Origin of the sequence: Ectopseudomonas toyotomiensis (assembly GCF_017167985.1) — a bacterium.
GTDB lineage: Bacteria > Pseudomonadota > Gammaproteobacteria > Pseudomonadales > Pseudomonadaceae > Aquipseudomonas > Aquipseudomonas toyotomiensis.
Map to the genome: position 1 here is coordinate 2,083,928 of NZ_CP070505.1, position 20,404 is coordinate 2,104,331.

Annotated in this window: 12 protein-coding genes; 6 read left to right on the top strand and 6 right to left on the bottom strand. The window is 62.6% G+C overall.

Annotated elements, in window-relative coordinates; translation table 11 throughout:
* Positions 1-71: 71 nt before the first annotated feature.
* The 3 genes from JWV26_RS09640 to JWV26_RS24505 all read right to left on the bottom strand — a co-directional run bounded on the left by JWV26_RS09640 (position 72) and on the right by JWV26_RS24505 (position 8,147).
* Positions 72-2,000 carry a DUF2207 domain-containing protein gene (locus JWV26_RS09640; RefSeq protein WP_206418918.1) on the bottom strand — a complete coding sequence of 643 codons (1,929 nt, stop codon included), beginning with the start codon at positions 1,998-2,000 and terminating at the stop codon, positions 72-74.
* 2 nt (positions 2,001-2,002) lie between these two features.
* Entirely contained in the window at positions 2,003-2,542 is a 540-nt protein-coding gene (locus tag JWV26_RS09645; protein ID WP_241201286.1) for a LemA family protein, read from the bottom strand.
* Between the two features lie 85 nt (positions 2,543-2,627).
* Complete coding sequence (locus JWV26_RS24505) at positions 2,628-8,147, bottom strand: M10 family metallopeptidase (RefSeq protein WP_277426019.1); 5,520 nt, start codon at positions 8,145-8,147, stop codon at positions 2,628-2,630.
* Between the two features lie 170 nt (positions 8,148-8,317).
* Here JWV26_RS24505 and JWV26_RS09655 point away from each other — a divergent pair, with 170 nt between their 5' ends.
* The 3 genes from JWV26_RS09655 (at position 8,318) to JWV26_RS09665 (ending at position 11,164) form a co-directional block, all read left to right on the top strand.
* Complete coding sequence (locus JWV26_RS09655; protein WP_206418920.1) at positions 8,318-10,237, top strand: DUF294 nucleotidyltransferase-like domain-containing protein; 1,920 nt, start codon at positions 8,318-8,320, stop codon at positions 10,235-10,237.
* Positions 10,234-10,941: a 3'-5' exonuclease gene (locus tag JWV26_RS09660; protein WP_206418921.1), complete on the top strand. Its 708-nt coding sequence runs from the start codon at positions 10,234-10,236 to the stop codon at positions 10,939-10,941. Before JWV26_RS09655 ends, JWV26_RS09660 begins: the two co-directional genes overlap by 4 nt.
* Before the next feature lie 61 nt (positions 10,942-11,002).
* Positions 11,003-11,164: a DUF2986 domain-containing protein gene (locus JWV26_RS09665; RefSeq protein ID WP_206418922.1), complete on the top strand. Its 162-nt coding sequence runs from the start codon at positions 11,003-11,005 to the stop codon at positions 11,162-11,164.
* Between the two features lie 208 nt (positions 11,165-11,372).
* On the opposite strand, the gene JWV26_RS09670 is transcribed toward JWV26_RS09665, so the two are convergent.
* Positions 11,373-12,275 (bottom strand): LysR family transcriptional regulator, encoded by a 903-nt coding sequence (locus tag JWV26_RS09670; RefSeq protein WP_160018754.1) that lies wholly within the window; start codon positions 12,273-12,275, stop codon positions 11,373-11,375.
* Positions 12,276-12,458: 183 nt separating this feature from the next.
* Here JWV26_RS09670 and JWV26_RS09675 point away from each other — a divergent pair, with 183 nt between their 5' ends.
* Positions 12,459-13,847: an L-serine ammonia-lyase gene (locus JWV26_RS09675; protein WP_093047794.1), complete on the top strand. Its 1,389-nt coding sequence runs from the start codon at positions 12,459-12,461 to the stop codon at positions 13,845-13,847.
* A 108-nt stretch (positions 13,848-13,955) separates the two neighbouring features.
* Here the strand turns inward: JWV26_RS09675 and JWV26_RS09680 are convergent, their stop codons facing one another.
* Positions 13,956-15,623 carry a BCCT family transporter gene (locus JWV26_RS09680; protein ID WP_072425209.1) on the bottom strand — a complete coding sequence of 556 codons (1,668 nt, stop codon included), beginning with the start codon at positions 15,621-15,623 and terminating at the stop codon, positions 13,956-13,958.
* A 285-nt stretch (positions 15,624-15,908) separates the two neighbouring features.
* Here JWV26_RS09680 and cls point away from each other — a divergent pair, with 285 nt between their 5' ends.
* Together cls and JWV26_RS09690 are read left to right on the top strand one after the other, a co-directional pair.
* A complete protein-coding gene (gene cls / locus JWV26_RS09685; protein ID WP_074915661.1) occupies positions 15,909-17,354 on the top strand; it encodes a cardiolipin synthase in 1,446 nt (481 codons plus the stop codon).
* Positions 17,355-17,412: 58 nt separating this feature from the next.
* Positions 17,413-18,138, top strand: coding sequence for a substrate-binding periplasmic protein (locus JWV26_RS09690; RefSeq protein ID WP_206418923.1), 726 nt, complete (start codon positions 17,413-17,415; stop codon positions 18,136-18,138).
* A gap of 24 nt (positions 18,139-18,162) precedes the next feature.
* On the opposite strand, the gene JWV26_RS09695 is transcribed toward JWV26_RS09690, so the two are convergent.
* Positions 18,163-20,253, bottom strand: a complete 2,091-nt coding sequence (locus JWV26_RS09695; RefSeq protein ID WP_074915657.1) for a TonB-dependent siderophore receptor — start codon at positions 20,251-20,253, stop codon at positions 18,163-18,165.
* Between the last annotated feature and the right edge of the window lie 151 nt (positions 20,254-20,404).

The following is a 20,404-nucleotide window of genomic DNA, read 5'->3' on the forward strand; positions in this document are numbered from 1 at the left end:
GGCCAGGAGGATGGCAACGGCTGAGGTTCATCGGGCAGAAGCGTTCATCGCGCTGACCGACCCGATGGCGCTTACCAACCCCCTCCACCACCGCCGCCGCCACCTCCACCCGAGGAGCCGCCACCGGACGAACCACCGCCGCCCGAAGAACTGCTCGATGGTGGCGACGAAGCCAGGGCCGTGGCGCTGGCGAGGCCGGCGGCCAGCGCGCCACTGAGGGCCTGCGGCGAGCTGTAGCTGCTGCGGCTGTGGTACCAGCTCGGTTGATAGTCGCGCTGCGCCGGGTCGATCAGGCCGCTGGCCAGGGCCTCGCTGAAGCGCGCGCTCCATTTGTCTTCCACGCACAGGGCCATGGCGAAGGGCAGATAGCGCTCGTACAGCGCGATGCTCATCGCCGGGGCGTCGCCCGCCAGGGCCAGGGCGTCACGCTCGGCCAGTTGCAGGTAATCGCGATAGCCTTCCAGCGCATCGAGCAGTCGCCGCCCTTCCAGGGTCGGCGCGGGCAAAAGGTAATAGAACACCAGCACCAGCACGACATAGGCGACGACCAGCAGCAACGCCGGCACCGACACCGCCGCCGCAATCATCATCAGCCCCACGGGCACCGGCCAGCCGAACATCAGCGCCACCAGGTACAGCCCCATCTGCTTGCCAAAGCTGGGCTGGTGGCGGGCCATGTTGAACACGACCAGTGCCGGCACACCAAAGCCCAGGCTGAACACCAGCCCGGCCAGACCTGTGCCCCACTCATCTCCACCCTGGCCACTCAAGAGCACGGTGGCGGCGCAAGCCAATGCGGCCCACACCAACCCCCAGGCCCAGATGCCGCGGTTGTTGGCGAACCAGGCCTTGCCCTGCTCGCCCAACTGGCTGCTCAGCCCGGCTACCGCGTCCGCCAGGCGTGGCTCGTACTTGGTGCCGATGATCAACGCAATGCCGCCCTTGTGGGCCGGAAACAGGCGCTTGTACAGGTCACGATCCAGCTCGCTCATGTCGCCGCCCGCGCCCTGATCGCGGGACAGGCTGAAACCACCACCGTGCGGTTTGTCCTCGATATGCAGGTGCTTGCGAATGGCCATGTCGGTGAGCCATACGCTGAACGCCCGTGCCTCCCCGAAGGCACCGCGCAACCCGCGATGCCAGAGGTAGCCCGCCTGCACCGCACTCATGCCCTGCGGCCCCTCGAACAGCGGGATGATCACGCCCTTCTGCGGATCGCGGCCGACGCGCTTCCAGGCGCGCAGGTAGAACAGCAGCAGACCGATCAGCAACACGCCGCCGATGCCAACGCCCAGGTTGTCCAGCACTGCGCGGCTGGCCTTCTGCAGCAGGCCAGGCCGTGGCACCAGTCCGGCCTGCCAGTCCACGGCCACAGTCAGACCGTGATAGGCCGGCAGCGTCTCGGTGGTGGCCAGGCGCAGGTAGTCATTATGCCGTTCGAGTACCTGGAAGTCCTGGCCCTGATCGCCCTGTGCACCGGTATAAGCAGCCAGCTGACCGATGCGCGCCCCCGCCGGCAGGCGCACTTCGACCGACGCCTGGCGGATGGGGAACATCCAGCCATTGCCGGTGACGTTCCAGTACAGCTCGTCCGTGTCGGCGTGATGCAGCAGCGCACGCCCGACCCGATAGCGCAGCTCGTAGCGATAGCGCCCCGGCTCCAGCAGGATGTTCGGCGAGCCCAGGTAGAAGCGCACCCAGGCGCCATTGCGCTCGCTGCGCACCGATTCAGGCAGGCCGTCGCGGGCCACGCCCAGCAGGGTGATCGGGCTGCTTTGCTCCAGCCCCATCGGCAACGTGTAACTGACCGGCAGATCGCGATAGATGCCGCGGCGAATGTCTCGGCCTTCGGCACGCACGTTGATGCGCTCGGTCACCAGCAGGTTGCCGTCGGCTTCGACCTGCAGGCTCACGGCAAAGTCCTCGATGGCCTCCTGCGCCAGCGTCAAGCCGGGCAGCAGAACAAACAACAGCAACAGACCACGCAACCATCCTTGCATGCTCAGAACTCCATCTTTGGTGATTGACCGTGACGCAGATCATCCATCGTGAAGTACTCGGCAGGGGCAAAGGAAAACAGGCGTGCTACCAGGTTGCTCGGCACCGACTCGACCAGCACGTTCAGCTCGCGCACTGCGCCATTGTAGTAACGCCGGGCCATCTGGATATGGTCCTCGACCTCGCTGATAGTGCCCTGCAACTCACGAAACTGGCTGTCGGCCTTGAGCTCGGGGTAGGCCTCGACCAGGGCGAAGAGCTGGCGCAGTTGGCTGCCCAGTTTCGCCTCCACCGGCGCACGCTGGCCCAGCGGCGAGTCAGCCAGTTGCACCGCGCGCATGCGCTGCTGAACCAGCGCCTGCAGTGTGCTCTGCTCGTAGCTCATGTACTGCCGCACGCATTCCACCAGCGCTGGAATCAGGCTGGCGCGGCGCTTGAGCTGCACATCGATGCCGCTGGCTGCTTCGGCCACGCGGTGGCGGTTGAACACCAGCCGGTTGTAGTAGAAAACCGTGGCGCCACCGAGCACCAGTAACGCACACACCAGCCACCCAAATCCCGAAACCTGCATAGCCCCTCCCTGGTTGCTCCGCCAAGGCGATCTGCGACCTATCAGCTCAGGGAGCCGATCAACCGAAGAAGAAGTCGTCCTGGTACAGTTCGCTCACCCCCAGCAGGCGGATTTCGAAGGCATTGCTCACCCCAGCATCGACAGATCCATAGAGCGTACCGGCATCGAAACGCAGCTGATGACTACCGGCAGAGCCCGCATCGAATGAGCGGCCGACGAAGCTGAAGCTTTGCACTCCATCGCCCTGCAACTGAATCTTGTCGCCATCCAGACGACGAAAGTCAGTAATCAGCGCATCCACCCCGTCACTCAGCCCCAGCCAGCTCAAGTCGAAACGGAAAGTATCAGCGCCTCGACCACCGGTCAGGGTATCGAAGCCACCCATCCCGACCAGCACATCGCTGCCATCGCCGCCGTTGAGGGTGTTGTTGCCCTGGTTGCCGATTAATAGGTTGTTGCTGGCATTGCCGGTGAGGTTGAGGGCAATGCTTCCCGTAGCGCGGGCATCGAGGTTCTCTAGATTAGTGGCCAGGGTAATAGTGGCGGCCTTCGGCAGCAGCGTACCACCCCGCAGGATGAGGGTATCGATACCTTCGTTGGCGTTCTCAACGATGCGATCCTGCAGCGCATTGCTGGCCGTGAGGTCGACGATATAGGTGTCATCGCCCTTGCCACCACGCAGCGTGTCCACGCCGGCACCGCCATCAAGCACGTTGTTGCCGTCGTTACCGGTGATGACGTTAGCCAATCCATTACCGGTGCCGTTGAGAGCATCGCTGCCCAGCAGGCTTAGATTCTCAAGATTGTCGCCCAGGGTGTAGCTCACGTAGGCCTGCACCAGGTCAATGCCGCCATTGGCTTCCTCAATCACCGTGTCGCCGGCGCCGGCGATATAGGTGTCGTTGCCGCCCAACCCACGTAGCTCGTTGGCTGCGCTGCTCTGCGAGCCATCCAGAACGTTAGCCAGGCCGTTGCCCGTGCCGCTGATGGCTTGGTCGCCCGTCAATACCAGGTTTTCCAGGCCGTTACCGAGGGTGTAGGCGATGCTCGCGCGCGCAGTGTCGATACCGGCGCTGTCGATGATCACATCGCCCGCATCATCAACGATGTAGGTGTCATTGCCGGCACCACCGTTCATCACGTCAGCACCCAGGCCACCGTCGAGTACGTTGTTCGCAGCGTTGCCAAGCAGAGTATTGCTCAGCGCGTTGCCAGTCAGGTTGAACACCACTTTATTGGTGAGCGTGGCGTTCTCGACATGATCACCCAGGGTGTAAGTGCCGCCCGCCGTGGCTATGGCCACCTGCACCAGATCGATGCCTTCATCAGCCTGCTCGGTTACCACGTCACCGACGTTGTCGACCACATAGGTATCGTTACCAGCACCACCGATCAGTGTGTCGGCACCGGCGCCACCGTTGAGCACATTATTCGCCGCGTTGCCGGTGAGGACGTTGTTCAGGGTATTGCCAGTCAAGTTCAGGCGGGTGCTTCCAGTCGCACTGGCATCAAGGTTCTCGACGTTATTGGCCAGGGCGATGGCGGCCACCGTGGCCAACGCCGCGTTGCCGCCACGCAGCTGGACGGTGTCGTTGCCCTCGTTGAGGTTTTCGAGGAGCTTGTCTTCGAGGGTGTTCTTCGTGGTCAGGTCGATGATGTATATGTCATCGCCCTTGCCACCGCGCAGCGTATCCACGCCGGTACCGCCATCGAGCACGTTGCTGCCGTCGTTGCCGGTGATGACGTTGGCCAGGATGTTACCGGTTGCTGTGAGGTGATCGCTGCCCAGCAGGGTCAGATTCTCCAAGTTGTCACTCAGGGCGTAGCTCACGAAAGCCTTTACCAGGTCGATGCCGCCCTTAGGATCGTTCTCGATCACGCTGTCACCGGCTCCAACGATATAGGTGTCGTTGCCACCCAGGCCCGAGAGGATATTCGCTGCGCTGTTCTGCGAGCCGTCCAGAACGTTGGCTAGACTGTTGCCTGTTGCGGAGATGGCCTCATTGCCCGTCAGCACCAAGTTTTCCAGGCCATTGCCGAGGGTGTAGGCGATGCTTGCCCGCACGGTGTCGATACCGGCGCTGTCGATGATCACATCGCCCGCATCATCAACGATGTAGGTGTCATTGCCGGCGCCACCGTTCATCACGTCAGTACCCAGGCCACCGTCGAGCAGGTTGTTCGCGGCATTGCCGATCAGGATATTGTCCAACTCATTGCCGGTGAGATTGAAGGCCACCTTGTTGGTCAGCGTGGCGTTCTCGACATTCTCGCCCAGGGTGTAGGTGCCTCCGGCGGTGGCGACGGCGACCTGGACCAGGTCGGTTCCTTCAGCGGCTAGCTCGACTACCACGTCGCTCAGGTTATCGACCACATAGGTGTCGCTACCGGCCCCGCCGATCAGAATGTCGGTCCCCGCACCGCCATCGAGCCGGTTGTCTGCCGCGTTGCCAGTGAGGACGTTGTTCAGCGTGTTACCGGTCAGGTTCAGGCGGGTGCTTCCAGTCGCACTGGCGTCGAGATTCTCAACGTTATTGGCCAGGGCGATGGTCGCCAGGGTGGTCAGCGCTGCATTGCCGCCACGCAATTGGAGGGTATCGCTGCCCTCGTTGAGGTTTTCGAGAATCTTATCTTCCAGAGCGTTGCGTACGGTCAAGTCGACGATATAGGCATCGTCGCCCTTGCCGCCCCGCAGCGTATCCACGCCAGCACCGCCATCGAGGACATTGTTGCCCTCGTTGCCGATGATGAGGTTGGCCTGGCCGTTGCCCGTGCCACCGAGATGATCACTGCCCAGCAGTGTGAGATTCTCCAGCCCGCTGCCAAGGACATAGGAAGCACTCGCTCTCACGCTGTCGACGCCAGCACTATCGATGATCACGTCGCCGCTATCGTCGACGATGTAGGTATCGTTGCCGGCACCGCCATCCATAGTGTCGACACCGGCGCCACCGTCGAGCACGTTATTCGCGGCGTTGCCGATCAGGACATTAGCTAGCTCATTGCCGGTGAGATTGAAGGCCACATTGTTGGCCAGTGTGGCGTTCTCGACATGCTCACCCAGGGTATAGGTACCGCCGGCCGTGGCGATAGCAACCTGAACCAGGTCAGTGCCTTCATCGGCTAGCTCGACTACCACATCGCTCAGGTTATCGACCACATAGGTGTCCCTACCGGCCCCGCCGATCAGAATGTCGGTCCCCGCACCGCCATCGAGCCGGTTGTCTGCCGCGTTGCCTACCAAGCGGTTATTTAGTGCATTACCGCTAAGGTTAACGCGCAACTGGCCGGTGGCGCTGGCATCGAGCGCTTCCAAATTAGCCATGAGCGCGATCATGGCCGGGCTGGCGAGGTCTGCGTTGCCCCCCCGCAGCATAAGCGTATCCATGCCCTCACCAGCGTTTTCGAGTATCTGGTCTTCGAGTAGATTGTCCGTCGTCAGATCGACGATATAGGTATCGTCGCCCTTACCGCCACGCAGCGTGTCCACGCCGGCGCCGCCATCAAGCACGTTGTTGCCGTCGTTGCCTAGCAGCGTGTTGGCCAGGGCATTGCCGGTTGCAGTGAGGTGGTCGCTGCCCAGCAGACTCAGGTTCTCAAGGTTGTCGCCCAGGTTGTAGCTCACGAAGGCCTGCACCAGGTCGATGCCGTCATTAACTTGCTCGATCACCATATCGCCGAAGCCGACGATATAAGTGTCGTTACCACCCAGGCCCCGCAGTTCGTTGGCAGCGCTGTTCTGCGAACCATCCAGGACGTTGGCCAGTCCGTTGCCAGTACCGGAGATGGCCTGATTGCCTGTCAACAGCAGGTTCTCCAGCCCGCTACCTAGGACGTAAGAGGCGCTAGCCCGCACACTGTCGACGCCGGAACTGTCGATGATCACATCACCGCTGTTGTCGACGATGTAGGTATCGTCCCCAGCACCGCCATTCATGGTGTCAGCACCAGCACCGCCGTCGAGCAAGTTATTCGCGGCGTTGCCGATCAGGACATTAGCTAGCTCATTGCCGGTGAGATTGAAGGCCACATTGTTGGCCAGTGTGGCGTTCTCGACATGCTCACCCAGGGTATAGGTACCGCCGGCCGTGGCGATAGCAACCTGAACCAGGTCAGTGCCTTCATCGGCTAGCTCGGCTACCACATCGCCCAGGTTATCGACCACATAGGTGTCGCTACCGGCCCCACCGATCAGGGTGTCGGCGCCGGCGCCGCCGTCGAGGACATTGTTCGCGGCATTGCCGATAATGCGATTGGCTGAAGCATTGCCATTCAACACAAGGGCGACGTTGCTCGTCTGGCTGGCATCCACCTCTTCAACGTTGCTCGACAAGGTGAAACGCTCACCAAAGAATCCTGTGCTACTGCCACGCAGGATGATCCTGTCGTAACCCTCTCCCGAATATTCGATCACTCTGTCGTAAAACTCTCTATCGCCCGGCATATCGACGTAGTAGGTGTCGTTGCCGGCGCCACCGCGCAAAGTGTCCTCGCCTTTTCCACCATCAAGCACGTTATCGGCACTGTTACCGATGAGGGTGTCGTCGTGATCGCTACCGATGGCGTTCTCGATCACGGCGCCATAGGCAATGGTCAGGAAGTCATTGCTCCAACGCCCCTTGGCATAGTTGTAGATGTCTTGGCCAATGGAGCTGAACTCACCGCTATTGAGGTTGATGACCACGCCATCGAGCTGGTTGCTGGCATCGATCGTGTCATTGCCGCCAGCGTCCCAGATGGTCTCGAAAATCTTCGCACTGGCATCCCAACGATAGACGTTGTCCCCCGTCTGCCAGCTATCGTTGCTACCGTACAGATACTGAATGGCGGAAATATCGAAAAGCATCGGTCCAGTGGGCTGGAAGTCATAGCGGTCGTTGTAGCTCATGACCGTGTAACGGACATCGTCGTAGGAACCGCGCAACACCTGGTTGCTGATGCCACTCGCCTCGAACGGATGCTTGAGCCCCAGCGCATGCCCGATCTCGTGCACGAACGTCAGGTAGTCATAGCTCCCCGGCGAAGGTGCGAACTCATTGGTAGCACGCCCGATCCATACGTCCCCGGCTATCGGGCTGGCGCCAGGCAGGAAGGCGAGCGCCGCCGTATCACCATCGATCAGTTCATAACCACCAAATCGCAGATCGCCCACATTGCCACTGATGGTGTCGTTCAACTCGGTAAAGGTCAGGTTGGCGACCGAACTCCACTTCGCCAATGCGTTGCGCACGGCATCCTGCTGATTGACGGTCAGGTTATAGACGAAGTCCCGGTAACTGACACCGCCCAGATCCGTGAGGAGGTCGTCATAATCGTTTGAGTAAAGGGAGGTGCCCCTGACGGCGAAACTGTAGGAAAGCGTTGCCGAATAGCCCAGCCCCTCGCCCCACTTGGTTCCATAGAGAAGCGTGTTGATCGTCGTAGAACTACTGAGGCGGATATTCGAAAACGGGGTGATCTGCTGATAAGTTGGCACGGTATTACGTCCCTGTGAAATCCATGAAAACATGGTGCCCGCTAGAATTGTCAGGCCAGCCATCGTGTCAGGCATCCGCCGATGCCATAGGGCTGCATGCATAAGGGCAATGAGCCACCAGCGGCCGCTAGTCTACCGATAACCCATGACGATGAAATACCGAGAGCACGACGAAACAGACTTTCCGTCGAATGGCATTCAGACACGATGGTCTTGCGTCAACGGACTCAGGCGTTATGGTGGAGAGCCATTCGCCATGACCCACAGCCCGCATGCAGATCGAACTGATCGAGATCCGCGACCACCTGAATCGCTATGCCCCCTTCGACAACCTGCCGGAACAAACTCTCGACGAGATCGCCCGCCAGGTGCAAGTGGGCTACTTCAAGGCCGGTAGCGAAATCCTCGCCGTCGGTGCGCCGATCCACGAGCTGCATTACGTGCGCAGCGGCGCGGTGGAAATCCACCGGCGTGGCGGCGAACTGCACAACCGCCTCACCGAGGGCGACATCTTCGGCCAGGCCGGCCTGCTGCGCGGCAACAAGGTACGCCTGGGTGCCACCGCGATCGAAGACAGCCTGATCTACTTCATCCCCGGCGCGCTGTTCCATCAGCTCTGCGAGCAGTTCGACAGCTTCGCCGACTTCGTCGAAGCCGAAGGCCAGTCGCGTCTGAAATCCGCCCTGGAAGACAGCCACGGCAAGGCCAGCGAGCTGATGAAGATCAAGGTGCGCAAGCTGATCTCGCGCAGTGCGATCAGCGTGCCGCTGGATACGCCGATCCAGCAGGTAGCGCAGGTGATGACCGAACACAGCGTATCCTCGGTGATCGTCGTCGACCCCGGCACACGCTGGCCCGACCCGAGTCAGGTGGACGTGGCCGAGCAGCAGACCCAGGTGATGGCCGGCATTCTCACCGACCGCGACCTGCGCACCCGCGTGGTCGCCGCCGGCCTGCCCAGCGATACCCCTGTCAGCCAGATCATGACGCCCAACCCCATCACCCTGCAGGCCGACGACTCGGTGTTCGAGGCCATGCTGTGCATGCTGCGCAACAACATCCACCATCTGCCGGTGCTGCATCGCCGCCGCCCAGTTGGCGTGGTAGCGCTGGCCGACATCATCCGCTACGAGTCACGCAGCAGCCTGTATCTGGTCAACGGCATCTTCAACAAGACCTCGGTGGACGGGCTCAAGAGCCTGCTGCCGGACCTGCGCGCCACCTTCGTACGAATGGTCGCCGACGACGCCAGCGCGCACATGGTCGGCAGCGCCATGAGCGGTATCGGCCGCGCCTTCGGCCAGCGCCTGCTGGAGCTGGCCGAACAGAAGCTCGGTCCGCCCCCGGTGCCCTACTGCTTCATGGCTGCCGGCTCCATGGCCCGCGACGAGCAACTGCTGCTCACCGACCAGGACAACGCCCTGGTGCTCGACGACCGCTTCGATGCGGACGAACACGACGCCTACTTCGCCGAATTGGCGCAGTTCGTCAGCGATGGCCTGGCCGCCTGCGGCTACAGCTACTGCAAGGGCGGCATCATGGCCACCAATCCCAGATGGCGGCAGCCGCTGAAGGTGTGGCGGCAGTACTTCAGCGAGTGGATCGAGCGGCCCAACCCGGAAACCCTGCTCAACGCCAGCATCTTCTTCGACCTCGACGGCCTCTACGGCGAAACCGAGCTGGTGGAAAACCTCAAGGACCTGCTGGCACAGAAGGCCAGCGCCAGTCCCGCTTTCCTCGCCGCGCTGGCACGTAATGCGCTCAACCGCACGCCGCCGCTGGGCTTCTTCCGCACCTTTGTGATGGAAACCGACGGCCGCCACCGCAACATCATCAACCTCAAGGGCCGCGGTACTGCGCCGCTTACCGACCTGATCCGCGTACACGCCCTGGCTTGTGGTTCCAAGGCACAGAACTCGCTGGATCGCCTCGACGCCATCGCCGCCACCAAACTGTTGCCCAAGGAAGCGCTGGAGCACCTGCGCTACGCCTTCGAGTTCCTCAGCCTGGTGCGCGTGCGCCACCAGGCCCGTGAAGTAGAGGCCGGCAACGCGCCAAGCAACTACATCGAGCCGGAACAGTTCAGCGCCAGCGAACGCCAGCACCTCAAGGAAGCCTTCCAGGTGATCAGCAACGCGCAGAAATTCCTGCGCTTTCGCTACCCGGCGCAACCGGCGAGCCGTCCACGATGAGTGAGCGCGCGGCCCAGGACTGGCCGCAACTGTTCGCCAGCCTCGCCGACAGCAGCCGCGACCCGCGCCTGCTCGCCTACTACGGCGCCGGCTGCGTCGCGGCCGATACGCCGCTGCAGGATGTCCCGCTGGTGGCACTGGACGTGGAAACCACCGGCCTCGACCCGCGTGAGCACGCCATCGTCAGCCTTGGCCTGGTACCGCTGAGCCTGCAACGCATACGCTGCAGCGAGGCGCGCTATTGGGTGGTCAAGCCCACCAGCGAGTTGAACGCCGAATCGGTCACCTTCCACCACATCACCCACAGCGACATCCGCCACGCCCCACGCCTGGCCAGTGTGCTCGACGAACTGCTCGAAGCCCTGGCCGGCAAGGTGGTGGTGGCGCACTACCGTAATATCGAGCGCAGCTTCCTCGACCAGGCCGTGCGCCAGCACCTGGGCGAAGGGCTGATCTTCCCCATCATCGATACCATGGAACTGGAAGCCCGCCTGCATCCCAAACGCACTGTGAGCTGGTGGGATCGCCTGCGCGGTCGTGAGCCCACCTCCATCCGCCTGGCCGAGAGCCGCCTGCGCTATAGCCTTCCGCTCTACTCCGCACACCATGCGCTGACCGACGCGCTGGCCTGTGGAGAACTGCTGCAAGCGCAGGTGGCGAGGCACTACCCGGCGCATACGCCGATCAGCGCTCTCTGGACCTGAACCCCAGCCACCCGCGCGACGTGCGGGTACTCTCGAATCAAGACAACACAAGCACACGCCCATGAATCGCCGCAAGAAGATCAAACAACTGCTCGAAGCTCACGCCATGAAGGCCAATGCCAAGCTCGCACCCAAAAGCAACAAACCCAAGTACGTCAGCAAAGCTGACAGGGCGAAGTTGGAGGCTGAAGCGGCTCAAGAGCCTGTCACTCCCGCTGAGTAGAAGTCGGCAAACGGACAGTTTGATGGTACCCACGCAGAGCGTGGGTACCATCAAAAGCACCCTCTCCCCCCAGCCCCTCGGCGTGGGCATCCTGCGTTGCTCTATCTCCTGCATCCATGCAGTCGTCTCCCATGAATGGGAGAGGCGAGCAAAAGCCTTGCGGCTAAAGCGGACTGCCGCCCAGCCCCTCCTATAGGGGCCAGTGGCGTTAGCCGAGGACCTTGTCGGCGGTGTACACCGCCTCGTCGAGAAAGACATTGACCGCCGGATGATCGCGCTCGCCCTTGCGGTAGGCTAGGAACACGCCGCGCTGGATATCCGGCAGCAGCGGGACGGCGGTGACGCCGGGCAGCGGGCGTACCAGGCGCAGGCCGGAGACGATGGAGATGGAGTTGCCCGAGGCGACCATGGCCGCGACCATCTCGAAGCCCGCGCAGTGGGCGTTGATACGCGGCGCATAGCCCGAGCGGCGGCACAGGTTGGTGATGAATTCGCCGAACGAGCTGCCGGTGGAGTCCAGCGCCCAGGCTTCGTCGCGCAGCTCGGCGATGGTCAGGCTGTCGCGCCTGGCCAGTGCATGGTCGATGGGCAGCAGCACGTGCAGTTGATCCTGGGTCAGGGGAATCAGTGCGTAGTTCTCGCGGTTCTCGTCGGGCTGCACGGCTAGGTCGTCGATCACCGCCACGTCGATCTGCCAGGCGCCGAGGGCGCTGAGGCTTTCCTGCGGTTCCAGTTCCAGCACCACCACGTTCAAGCGCGGGTAGGCGCTGCGCAGCGCACGCACGGTTTCCGCGATCACCGCCACGGCAATCGAAGGAAAGGCGGCCACACGCAGCTCACCGGCGATTTCGCCGCGCAGCAGCGCCAGCTCCGAGCGCGCTTCGTCGAGCACCATGAGAATGCGTTCGGCATGCGCAACCAGGCGCTCGCCGGCCGGCGTCAGTACCACGCCGCGACCGCGCCGTTCGATCAGCGCCATATCCGCCTCACGCTCAAGCTGGGCAACCTGCTGCGAAACCGCCGAGGGCGTCAGGTGCAGTGACTCGGCAGCCGCCGCCATGGTGCGGCAGCGGGCCAGTTCACGCAGGGTGCGCAGGCGGGTGATGTCCATGGCGCGATCTCAATAGTTAAGGGTCGCTAACGAATAGGTTAAAAATAAATCAGTATACATAATGATATGGCCGGCCTTAGATAGAGATATCCACACGCGCTGAACCGGGCGCGTGGTTCACCCACATTGAGGCATCGCTGAAAACCCGGTTTTCAGGCGTGCCCACAGAAGAAGAATCTCGCCATGGCTATCAGCGTTTTCGACCTGTTCAAAGTCGGTATCGGCCCCTCCAGTTCCCACACCGTCGGCCCGATGCGGGCGGCCGCGCTGTTCACCCACGCCCTGGAAAACCACGGCCACATGCCGCAGGTGAACCGTGTCGCCGCCGAGCTGTATGGCTCGCTGGGCGCCACCGGCAAGGGCCACGGCAGTGACAAGGCGGTGCTGCTCGGCCTCAGCGGCTACGAGCCGGACACAGTCGACGTGGACCAGGTGCCGGGCTACATCGAGACCATCCGCCGCGACAAGCGCATCGTCCTGGCCGGCAAGCACGCCGTCGCCTTCGACGAGAAGGCCGACCTGAAGATGTTCCGCAAGGCGCTGCCGCTGCATGCCAATGGCCTGCGCTTCGCCGCCTTCGACGCCGCCGGGATTCAGGTGCACGAGGCCACCTACTACTCGGTGGGCGGCGGTTTCGTGGTCAGCGAGGCGATCCTCGCCGACGGCTCCAAGCACAAGGTCATCGCCCCGGATGCCACCAGCCTGCCGCTGCCGTTCAGCAGTGGTGCCGACCTGCTGCGCCTGGCGCGCGAGAACGGCATCGGCATCGCCGAGGTGATGCGCCGCAACGAACGCCACTGGCGCAGCGACGAAGAGACCGATGCCGGCCTGCTGGAAATCTGGAAGGTGATGCAGGCCTGCGTCGACCGTGGCTGCCGCACCGAGGGCATCCTGCCGGGCGGCTTCAAGGTGCGCCGCCGTGCCGCAATCCTGGCGCGCAAGCTGGGCGGTTTCCAGCGCAGCTACCTGGAAGACCCGCTGCGCATGCTCGACTGGGTCAACCTCTGGGCCCTGGCGGTGAACGAGGAGAACGCCGCCGGTGGTCGCGTGGTCACCGCGCCAACCAACGGCGCCGCCGGCATCATCCCGGCAGTGCTGCACTACTACGCCAACGCCATTTCCGGCGCCAGCGAGCGCGGCATCATCGATTTCCTGCTGACCGCCGGCGCCATCGGCATCCTGTACAAGGAAAACGCCTCGATCAGCGGCGCAGAAGTCGGCTGCCAGGGTGAAGTCGGCGTGGCCTGTTCGATGGCGGCCGGCGCGCTGTGCGCGGTACTTGGCGGCACCCCGGAGCAGGTCGAGAACGCCGCAGAAATCGGCATGGAGCACCACCTCGGCTTGACCTGCGACCCGGTCGGCGGCCTGGTGCAGATTCCCTGCATCGAGCGCAACGCCATCGCCTCGGTGAAGGCCATCAATGCCGCGCGCATGGCGCTGTACGGCGACGGCTCGCACTACGTCAGCCTGGACAAGGTGATCAAGACCATGCGCGAGACCGGCGCAGACATGCTGACCAAGTACAAGGAAACCGCCCGTGGCGGCCTGGCGGTGAATATCATCGAGTGCTGATGCACGACCGCCAGATACGAAAACGCCGCGGACCCTGACAGGTTCGCGGCGTTTTCATTTATGGCCGGAACGACCCGCGCCCGTCCATGGGAGAGGGCCGTTCGTCGCTTAACGCGGCTCGCTCATCAGGCCTTTGACGATGGAAATACAGCCCACCAGCAACACGATGGTGAACGGCAGGCCCGTCGACACGGCCATGGCCTGCAGCGCAACCAGACCGCCACCGAGCAGCAGGGCGATGGCGATCACGCCCTCGATGCTGGCCCAGAACACGCGCTGCGGTACCGGCGCGTTGACCTTGCCGCCCGCGGTGATGGTGTCGATCACCAGCGAGCCGGAGTCCGACGAGGTGATGAAGAACACCACCACCAGCACGATGCCGATGAACGAGGTGATACCGGTCAGCGGCATTTCACCGAGCATGCTGAACAGCTTCAGCTCGAGGCCGGCTTCCTGCGCGCCAGTGAAACCATCGACCAGCAACTGGTTGATCGCGGTGCCACCAAAGGCGGTCATCCACAGCACCGAGACCAGCGACGGCACCAGCAGCACGGCAACGAGGAATTCACGCACGCTGCGACCACGGCTGACGCGGGCGATGAACATGCCCACGAACGGCGACCAGCTGATCCACCAGGCCCAGTAGAAGGCGGTCCAGCCCTGGCTGAAGTTGGCGTCTTCACGGCCGACCGGGTTGGACAACGCCGGCAGGTACTGCAGGTAGGCGCCGAGGTTCTTGAAGAAGTCGGTGAAGATCACCAGGGTCGGCCCGGCGATGATGATGAACAGCAGCAGGGCCATGGCCAGGCCCATGTTGATCTCCGACAGGCGCTTGACCCCCTTGTCGAGGCCGGCAACCACCGAGGCCAGGGCAATCAGGGTGATGGCGACGATCAGCAGTACCTTGGTGGTGTCCGTGGCCGGGATGCCGAACAGGTACTCCACACCCGCAGCCGCCTGCTCCGCGCCCAAACCCAGCGAAGTGACCAGACCGAACAGGGTGGCGAACACCGCGAGAATGTCGACGATATGCCCTGGCCAGCCCCAGACGCGCTCGCCGAGGATCGGGTAGAAGATCGAGCGGATCGACAGCGGCAGGCCCTTGTTGAACGAGAACAGCGCCAGCGCCAGCGCGACAATGGCGTATATCGCCCAGGGATGCAGGCCCCAGTGGAAGATGGTCGCGGCCATGCCCAGGCGCACGGCTTCTTCGGCGTTGCCGGCGGCGCCACCAAGCGGTGCCCAGTCGGTGCGCACACCGTCCTCACCGACGGTGATGCCGCCCATCGCCGAGCTGTAGTGCGACATGGGTTCGGACACACCGTAGAACATCAGACCGATACCCATACCGGCAGCAAACAGCATGGAGAACCAGCCCATGTAGGTGTAATCGGGAGTCGCGTCCTTGCCGCCGATACGCACCTTCCCCAGTGGCGAAAGGATCAGACCTATACAGAGGATGACGAAGATGTTGGCGGCGCCGATGAAGAACCAGGCCATGTGGTGGGTGAGCCAGTCGCGCAGCCCGCTGAACAGCGGCTCGATCTGGTTCTGTAGGGCCAGGGCGAGGATCACGAAAATCACCGCGACGATCGCGGAGATGGTGAAAACCTTGCCATGAATGTCGAGGGCGAAGACGAACTGCCCTTTGATGTTGTCCTGACCGATGACGTAATCGGTGTCGATCAGGTTGGCTTCACCGGTCGGTGCCGGGATGCCTTCGTGGGTTTCCGCTGCGGATGGCGGGGTCGTGTCATGCGAAGGGACGTTTCCCATACGAGGCGTACTCCTTGATGTGTTTTGGGCTCGCTAAGCCGAACGTGAACAGGACGGATGCCCTCCTCCAATTAAAGACGACCTGCAAACGGGTCGAACCGGAAAGGGTAACACATGAATTCCGCTCACTCAGACTCACAGACACATGAGAGTCCTGAATAATTCCTCGAAAGGTGGCAATTTGCCCGACACTGCCATTCGCCAGATAGCCATGGCAGGATGCTCGCGAACGCTGCATAACCCCCGTGGTCAGCTGCACACAGCCTGTGCAAAGGAAGACCCTGCATGCCTGCGGATTTCGGCATTCCCCATCTGTTCGCCTACCTGATCGCCACCATTCACGCCCTTGGCGTATTGGCCGCGATCCACGCCGTGCTGACCGTGCGCACCGCCCAAGGCGCGCTGGCCTGGGGTCTGTCGCTGTTCTTCATGCCCTACCTGACGCTGCTGCCGTACCTGGTGTTCGGCCGCAGCCGCTTCGATGCCTACGTCAAGGCGCGGCGCCAGGCCGACAAGGAAATGCACCACGCCATGGCCGAACAGGACTGGCGCCCCTGGGTCGAGGAAGCCAAGGCGGCGCACCTGTCGCCGGCCTACGACCGACTGCGCGCGCTGCCGCGCCTGTCGCATCTGCCCGGCCTGATCGGCAACCGCGTCGAACTGCTGATCGACGGCGAAGCCACCTTCGCCGCCATCTTCGCAGCCCTGGCCAGCGCCCAGCAGGTGATTCTGCTGCAATTCTTCATCATCCGCGATGACCGCCTCGGCCGGCGCCTGCAAGACGTACTGCTGGAGCGCGCCGCCGCAGGCGTACAGGTGCATGTGCTGTATGACGGCGTCGGCAGCCATTCGTTGTCCGCCGCCTTCATTGATCGCCTGCGCCGCGGCGGCGTGCAGATACACGCCTTCCCCACACGCTCCGGGCTGTTCAATCGCTTTCAGCTGAATTTCCGCAACCACCGCAAGATCGTCGTGGTCGACGGCGAGATCGGCTTTCTCGGCGGGCTCAACGTCGGCATCGAATACCTTGGGCAGAAACCGCCGCTGGCGCCCTGGCGCGATACTCACGTCGAAGTGCGCGGCCCCGTGGTGGCCAGCCTGCAGGAAGCCTTCGCCGAAGACTGGTACTGGGCCTGCCAGAAGCTGCCGCCGCTGCTGATGCCGAGCAAGCAGGATGAACCCGGCCTGCTCTGCCAGGTGATCGCCAGTGGCCCGGCCGATCCGCAGGAAACCTGCTCGCTGCTGTTCGTCGAAGCGATTCATGCAGCGCGCGAGCGGGTGTGGCTGAGCAGCCCCTACTTCGTGCCCGACGAGGCGCTGTTCGCCGCACTGCGCCTGGCGGTGATGCGCGGCGTGGACGTGCGCCTGCTGCTGCCGTCACGCCCCGATCACCGCATTGTCTATGCCGCCTCCAGCCTGTATGCCTTCGAGGCGCTGCGCGCCGGCGTGCGCATCTTCCGTTACCAACCGGGGTTCCTGCACCAGAAGGCGCTGCTGATCGACCACGATGTCAGCATGCTGGGCAGCGCCAACCTGGACAACCGCTCCTTCCGCCTGAATTTCGAGGCCAGCCTGCTGACCTTCGACGAGGGCTTCAACGCCCTGGTAGCGAACATGCTGGAGGAAGACTTCAGCCTCTCACGCGAGCTGGTCAACGCCGACCGGCGCAACCTGCACCGCCTGCAGCAACTGGGCATGCGCGTAGCGCGGCTGATCTCGCCGATTCTCTGAGCCGCGGCTATGGTTAGGGTGCCAACCGCTGTTAGCTGTCAGCGAGAACCTGCACGCCATGACCAAGTGCTCTGCCCTGCTGCTCTGCCTGTTCGTCCTGCCCGCTCTGGCGCAGGAGGAGATTCACGTCGGTGTCGAACTGCAGCCCTATCAGCCTTACTCGGATGTGGAGAACGGCGAATACCGTGGCTATGCGCGCGATCTGCTGGACGCCTTCGCCGCCGAGCATGGCTATCGCTTCGTCTACATGCCGCTGCCGGTCAGGCGCCTGCTCGGTGACTTTCTGTCCGGCCGGGTCGACCTCAAGTTCCCCGATCACCCGCAATGGAACGCCGACCAGAAGGCCGGCCATGACATTCACTACAGCGCCCCGGCAGCGCCCTATGTAGATGGCATCCTGGTCAAGCCGCAGCACCTCGGTCAGGGCCAGCAACGTATCGAACTGCTCGGCACGCAGAACGGCTTCACGCCCTGGCCCTATCTGCCGGACATCCGCGCCGGGCACATACGCCTGATCCAGGCCAACCAGATCGACTCGTTGCTGCGCATGGCAAGCAGTGACCGCGTCGACGCCGTCTACCTCAACCCCAGGGTAGTGGCTCACCAACTCAGGCAGATGCGCATGGCAGCCGACAGCCTGGTGTTCGACCCGCAACTGCCGCACGTGGAAGATCACTACTACCTGTCGAGCATCCACCATCCGCAACTGATCGAGGCGTTCAACCGTTTTCTCGAAGAACAGGCCGAGCTGGTGGGGGAAATTCGCCGTCGCCACGGGCTGTGAGTCGGCCGGTGGCGTGGCGGCGGCTCAGTACTTCCAGCTGACGCTCACGCTGGCATTACGCGGGGCGCCGTAGTAGGCCTGAGTCCAGTACAGGCTGCTCAGATACTTCTCGTCAGTGAGGTTGTTGAGGTTGGCCGACACGCTCCAGTTCGGGTCGATATCGTAGCTGGCCATCAGGTCGACCACGGCGTAGGCATCCTGCTCGGCAATACCGTTGTGAGTGTCGTCCTGCCAACGCACAGCAGCGCCAACCTTGAGTTTGTCCATCGCTGGAACACGATAGGTGGCAGCGGTCTTGACCATGTGCTTGGGCGAGTAGGTGACCCCGTGCGAGCCATCGGCATTGGTGATGTCGACGAAGGTGTAGCCCGCATTCAGCTCCAGCCCCTGAATGGGCTGGCCGGAAATCTCGATCTCGTAGCCTTCGCTGGTCAGCCCCTCGACCGCGCGGTAATAGGCGCGGCCACCGATGGTGCCCGCCTGTTGGGCGAAGTTGTCCTGCTCGGTGCGGAATACGGCCAGCGCCACGTTGACCTTATCGTCGAACAGCTCGCCCTTGATGCCCACCTCGTAGTTCACACCCTCTACCGGCGCCAGGCGCGAGCCTGCAGCATTGGTTTTGGTCTGCGGATCGAAGATCTCGGTATAGCTGGCATAGACCGAATACTGATCGGTGATGTCGTAGACCACGCCCGCGTAGGGCACCACCTTGCCGCTGTTCTTCGAGTTTTTCTCTACACCGTAGTTGGTACCGTTACTTTTCACGTCGACGACACGGGTACCGGTGATCAAGCTCAAGTTATCGGTCAGGCTCCAACGCGCGGCACCGTACATGCTCGTCATGCGGTCGGTGAAGTCACTGCCATTGGTGGGCAGATCATTCAGCGGCCTGCCAATGTCGCCATTCCACTCCTCCAGTGGCGGCAGAGCTGTACCTCTCGTGGAGTCATAGTAGGAAATATCGCTCAATTCCGAACGCGACCAGCTGGCGCCCAAGGCGGCCTCATGCTGGCGGCCAGCCAGGTTGAATGGTCCACTGGCCTGCACATCGACGATCAGCTGCTTGTTCTCGTCCTTATACTCGGACGGATAGCTGAACAGGCCGAGGCCGGTATTCCGATCCGGCGTACCGTACATGTAGAACAACGAGCCATCGCCCTTCTTTTCCACTCGCGTCAGTACGGTCTTGGCTTGCCAACCGTTGTCGAAGGTGTGCGCCAGCTCGGCAAAGGTGCGGTTTTCCTTGACGTCCCAATAGGCCCAATCGGAGGACGTGCTGGTCGAACGGGAATAGTCGGTCTTCGAACCATCGCTGTAGTTCAGCGGCAAAGCCCCCCACATCGGTGAGTTGGCATCGCTGGTCTGTAGGGTATGACCGAGGGTGAAGACGGTGCGGTTGTCCAGGTCGAACTCCAGTACGCCATGGAACACGTTCTTCTCACGCGAGTAACGGTCGAGGTAGGAGTTCTTGTTTTCGTTGGCGTACACCACGCGCCCACGCACTGTGCCGGCATCGTTGAGCGCGCCGGATACGTCGGTATCGATACGTCGCTTGTCCCAGGAGCCGGCGGTCAGGTCCACGCGCGCCTGCGGCACGGCGGTCGGTCGCTTGCGCACGAAGTTGACCGTTGCCGACGGGTTGCCGGTGCCGGAAATCAGGCCGTTGGCACCGCGGATCACTTCCACGCGCTCGTACATCGAGGTGTCCAGATCGCCCTCGACGTTGCCGTAGACGAAGGGCACGGAGATGCCGTCGTACTGGAAGTTGGTGATGTCGAAGCCGCGGGCGGTGTAGTAGGTGCGATCCGTTTCGACTTCCTGTACCTGCACGCCCGGCACGGCCTTGAGCGCATCGTTGACACTGGTGAGCTTGAAGTCGCGCAGCTGGGCGCCGCTCAGGGTGGAAATCGACTGCGGCGTCTGCCGCGGAGTCAGGTCGAGCTTGGTCGCAGCGCTGCTGGGGGTGGATTTGTAGCTATCGACCTCGGCCACCGTACTGCTGCTGCCAACCACGGTCTGGGCATCGAGCTCGATCTGCTCCTGCTCGGCCAGGGCTTGATTGAAACTGCAGGCGGCCGCAACCGCCACGGCCAGGTGGGTTTTTCTGCTGAACAAGGGACGATCTCCTGATGCGCTGTCGATAGCCGCAGATAGTCCCTTCGCAGCCGAGTGCCTCCCTGGCAGGCATTTGCCAATCGCAAATGCAAACAATTAGCGACAAAATTCTCGCAGCAGGCATCCCCTTAGTCAATACGAATAATTTACA

Excerpts from the sequence above, each read along its gene's own strand:
- cls (WP_074915661.1), top strand. The coding sequence starts at position 15,909 with ATGCCTGCGGATTTCGGCATTCCCCATCTGTTCGCCTACCTGATCGCC.
- JWV26_RS09690 (WP_206418923.1), top strand. The coding sequence starts at position 17,413 with ATGACCAAGTGCTCTGCCCTGCTGCTCTGCCTGTTCGTCCTGCCCGCT.
- JWV26_RS09655 (WP_206418920.1), top strand. The coding sequence starts at position 8,318 with ATGCAGATCGAACTGATCGAGATCCGCGACCACCTGAATCGCTATGCC.
- JWV26_RS09640 (WP_206418918.1), bottom strand. The coding sequence starts at position 2,000 with ATGCAAGGATGGTTGCGTGGTCTGTTGCTGTTGTTTGTTCTGCTGCCC.
- JWV26_RS09680 (WP_072425209.1), bottom strand. The coding sequence starts at position 15,623 with ATGGGAAACGTCCCTTCGCATGACACGACCCCGCCATCCGCAGCGGAA.
- JWV26_RS09675 (WP_093047794.1), top strand. The coding sequence starts at position 12,459 with ATGGCTATCAGCGTTTTCGACCTGTTCAAAGTCGGTATCGGCCCCTCC.
- JWV26_RS24505 (WP_277426019.1), bottom strand. The coding sequence starts at position 8,147 with ATGCATGCAGCCCTATGGCATCGGCGGATGCCTGACACGATGGCTGGC.
- JWV26_RS09670 (WP_160018754.1), bottom strand. The coding sequence starts at position 12,275 with ATGGACATCACCCGCCTGCGCACCCTGCGTGAACTGGCCCGCTGCCGC.
- JWV26_RS09665 (WP_206418922.1), top strand. The coding sequence starts at position 11,003 with ATGAATCGCCGCAAGAAGATCAAACAACTGCTCGAAGCTCACGCCATG.
- JWV26_RS09660 (WP_206418921.1), top strand. The coding sequence starts at position 10,234 with ATGAGTGAGCGCGCGGCCCAGGACTGGCCGCAACTGTTCGCCAGCCTC.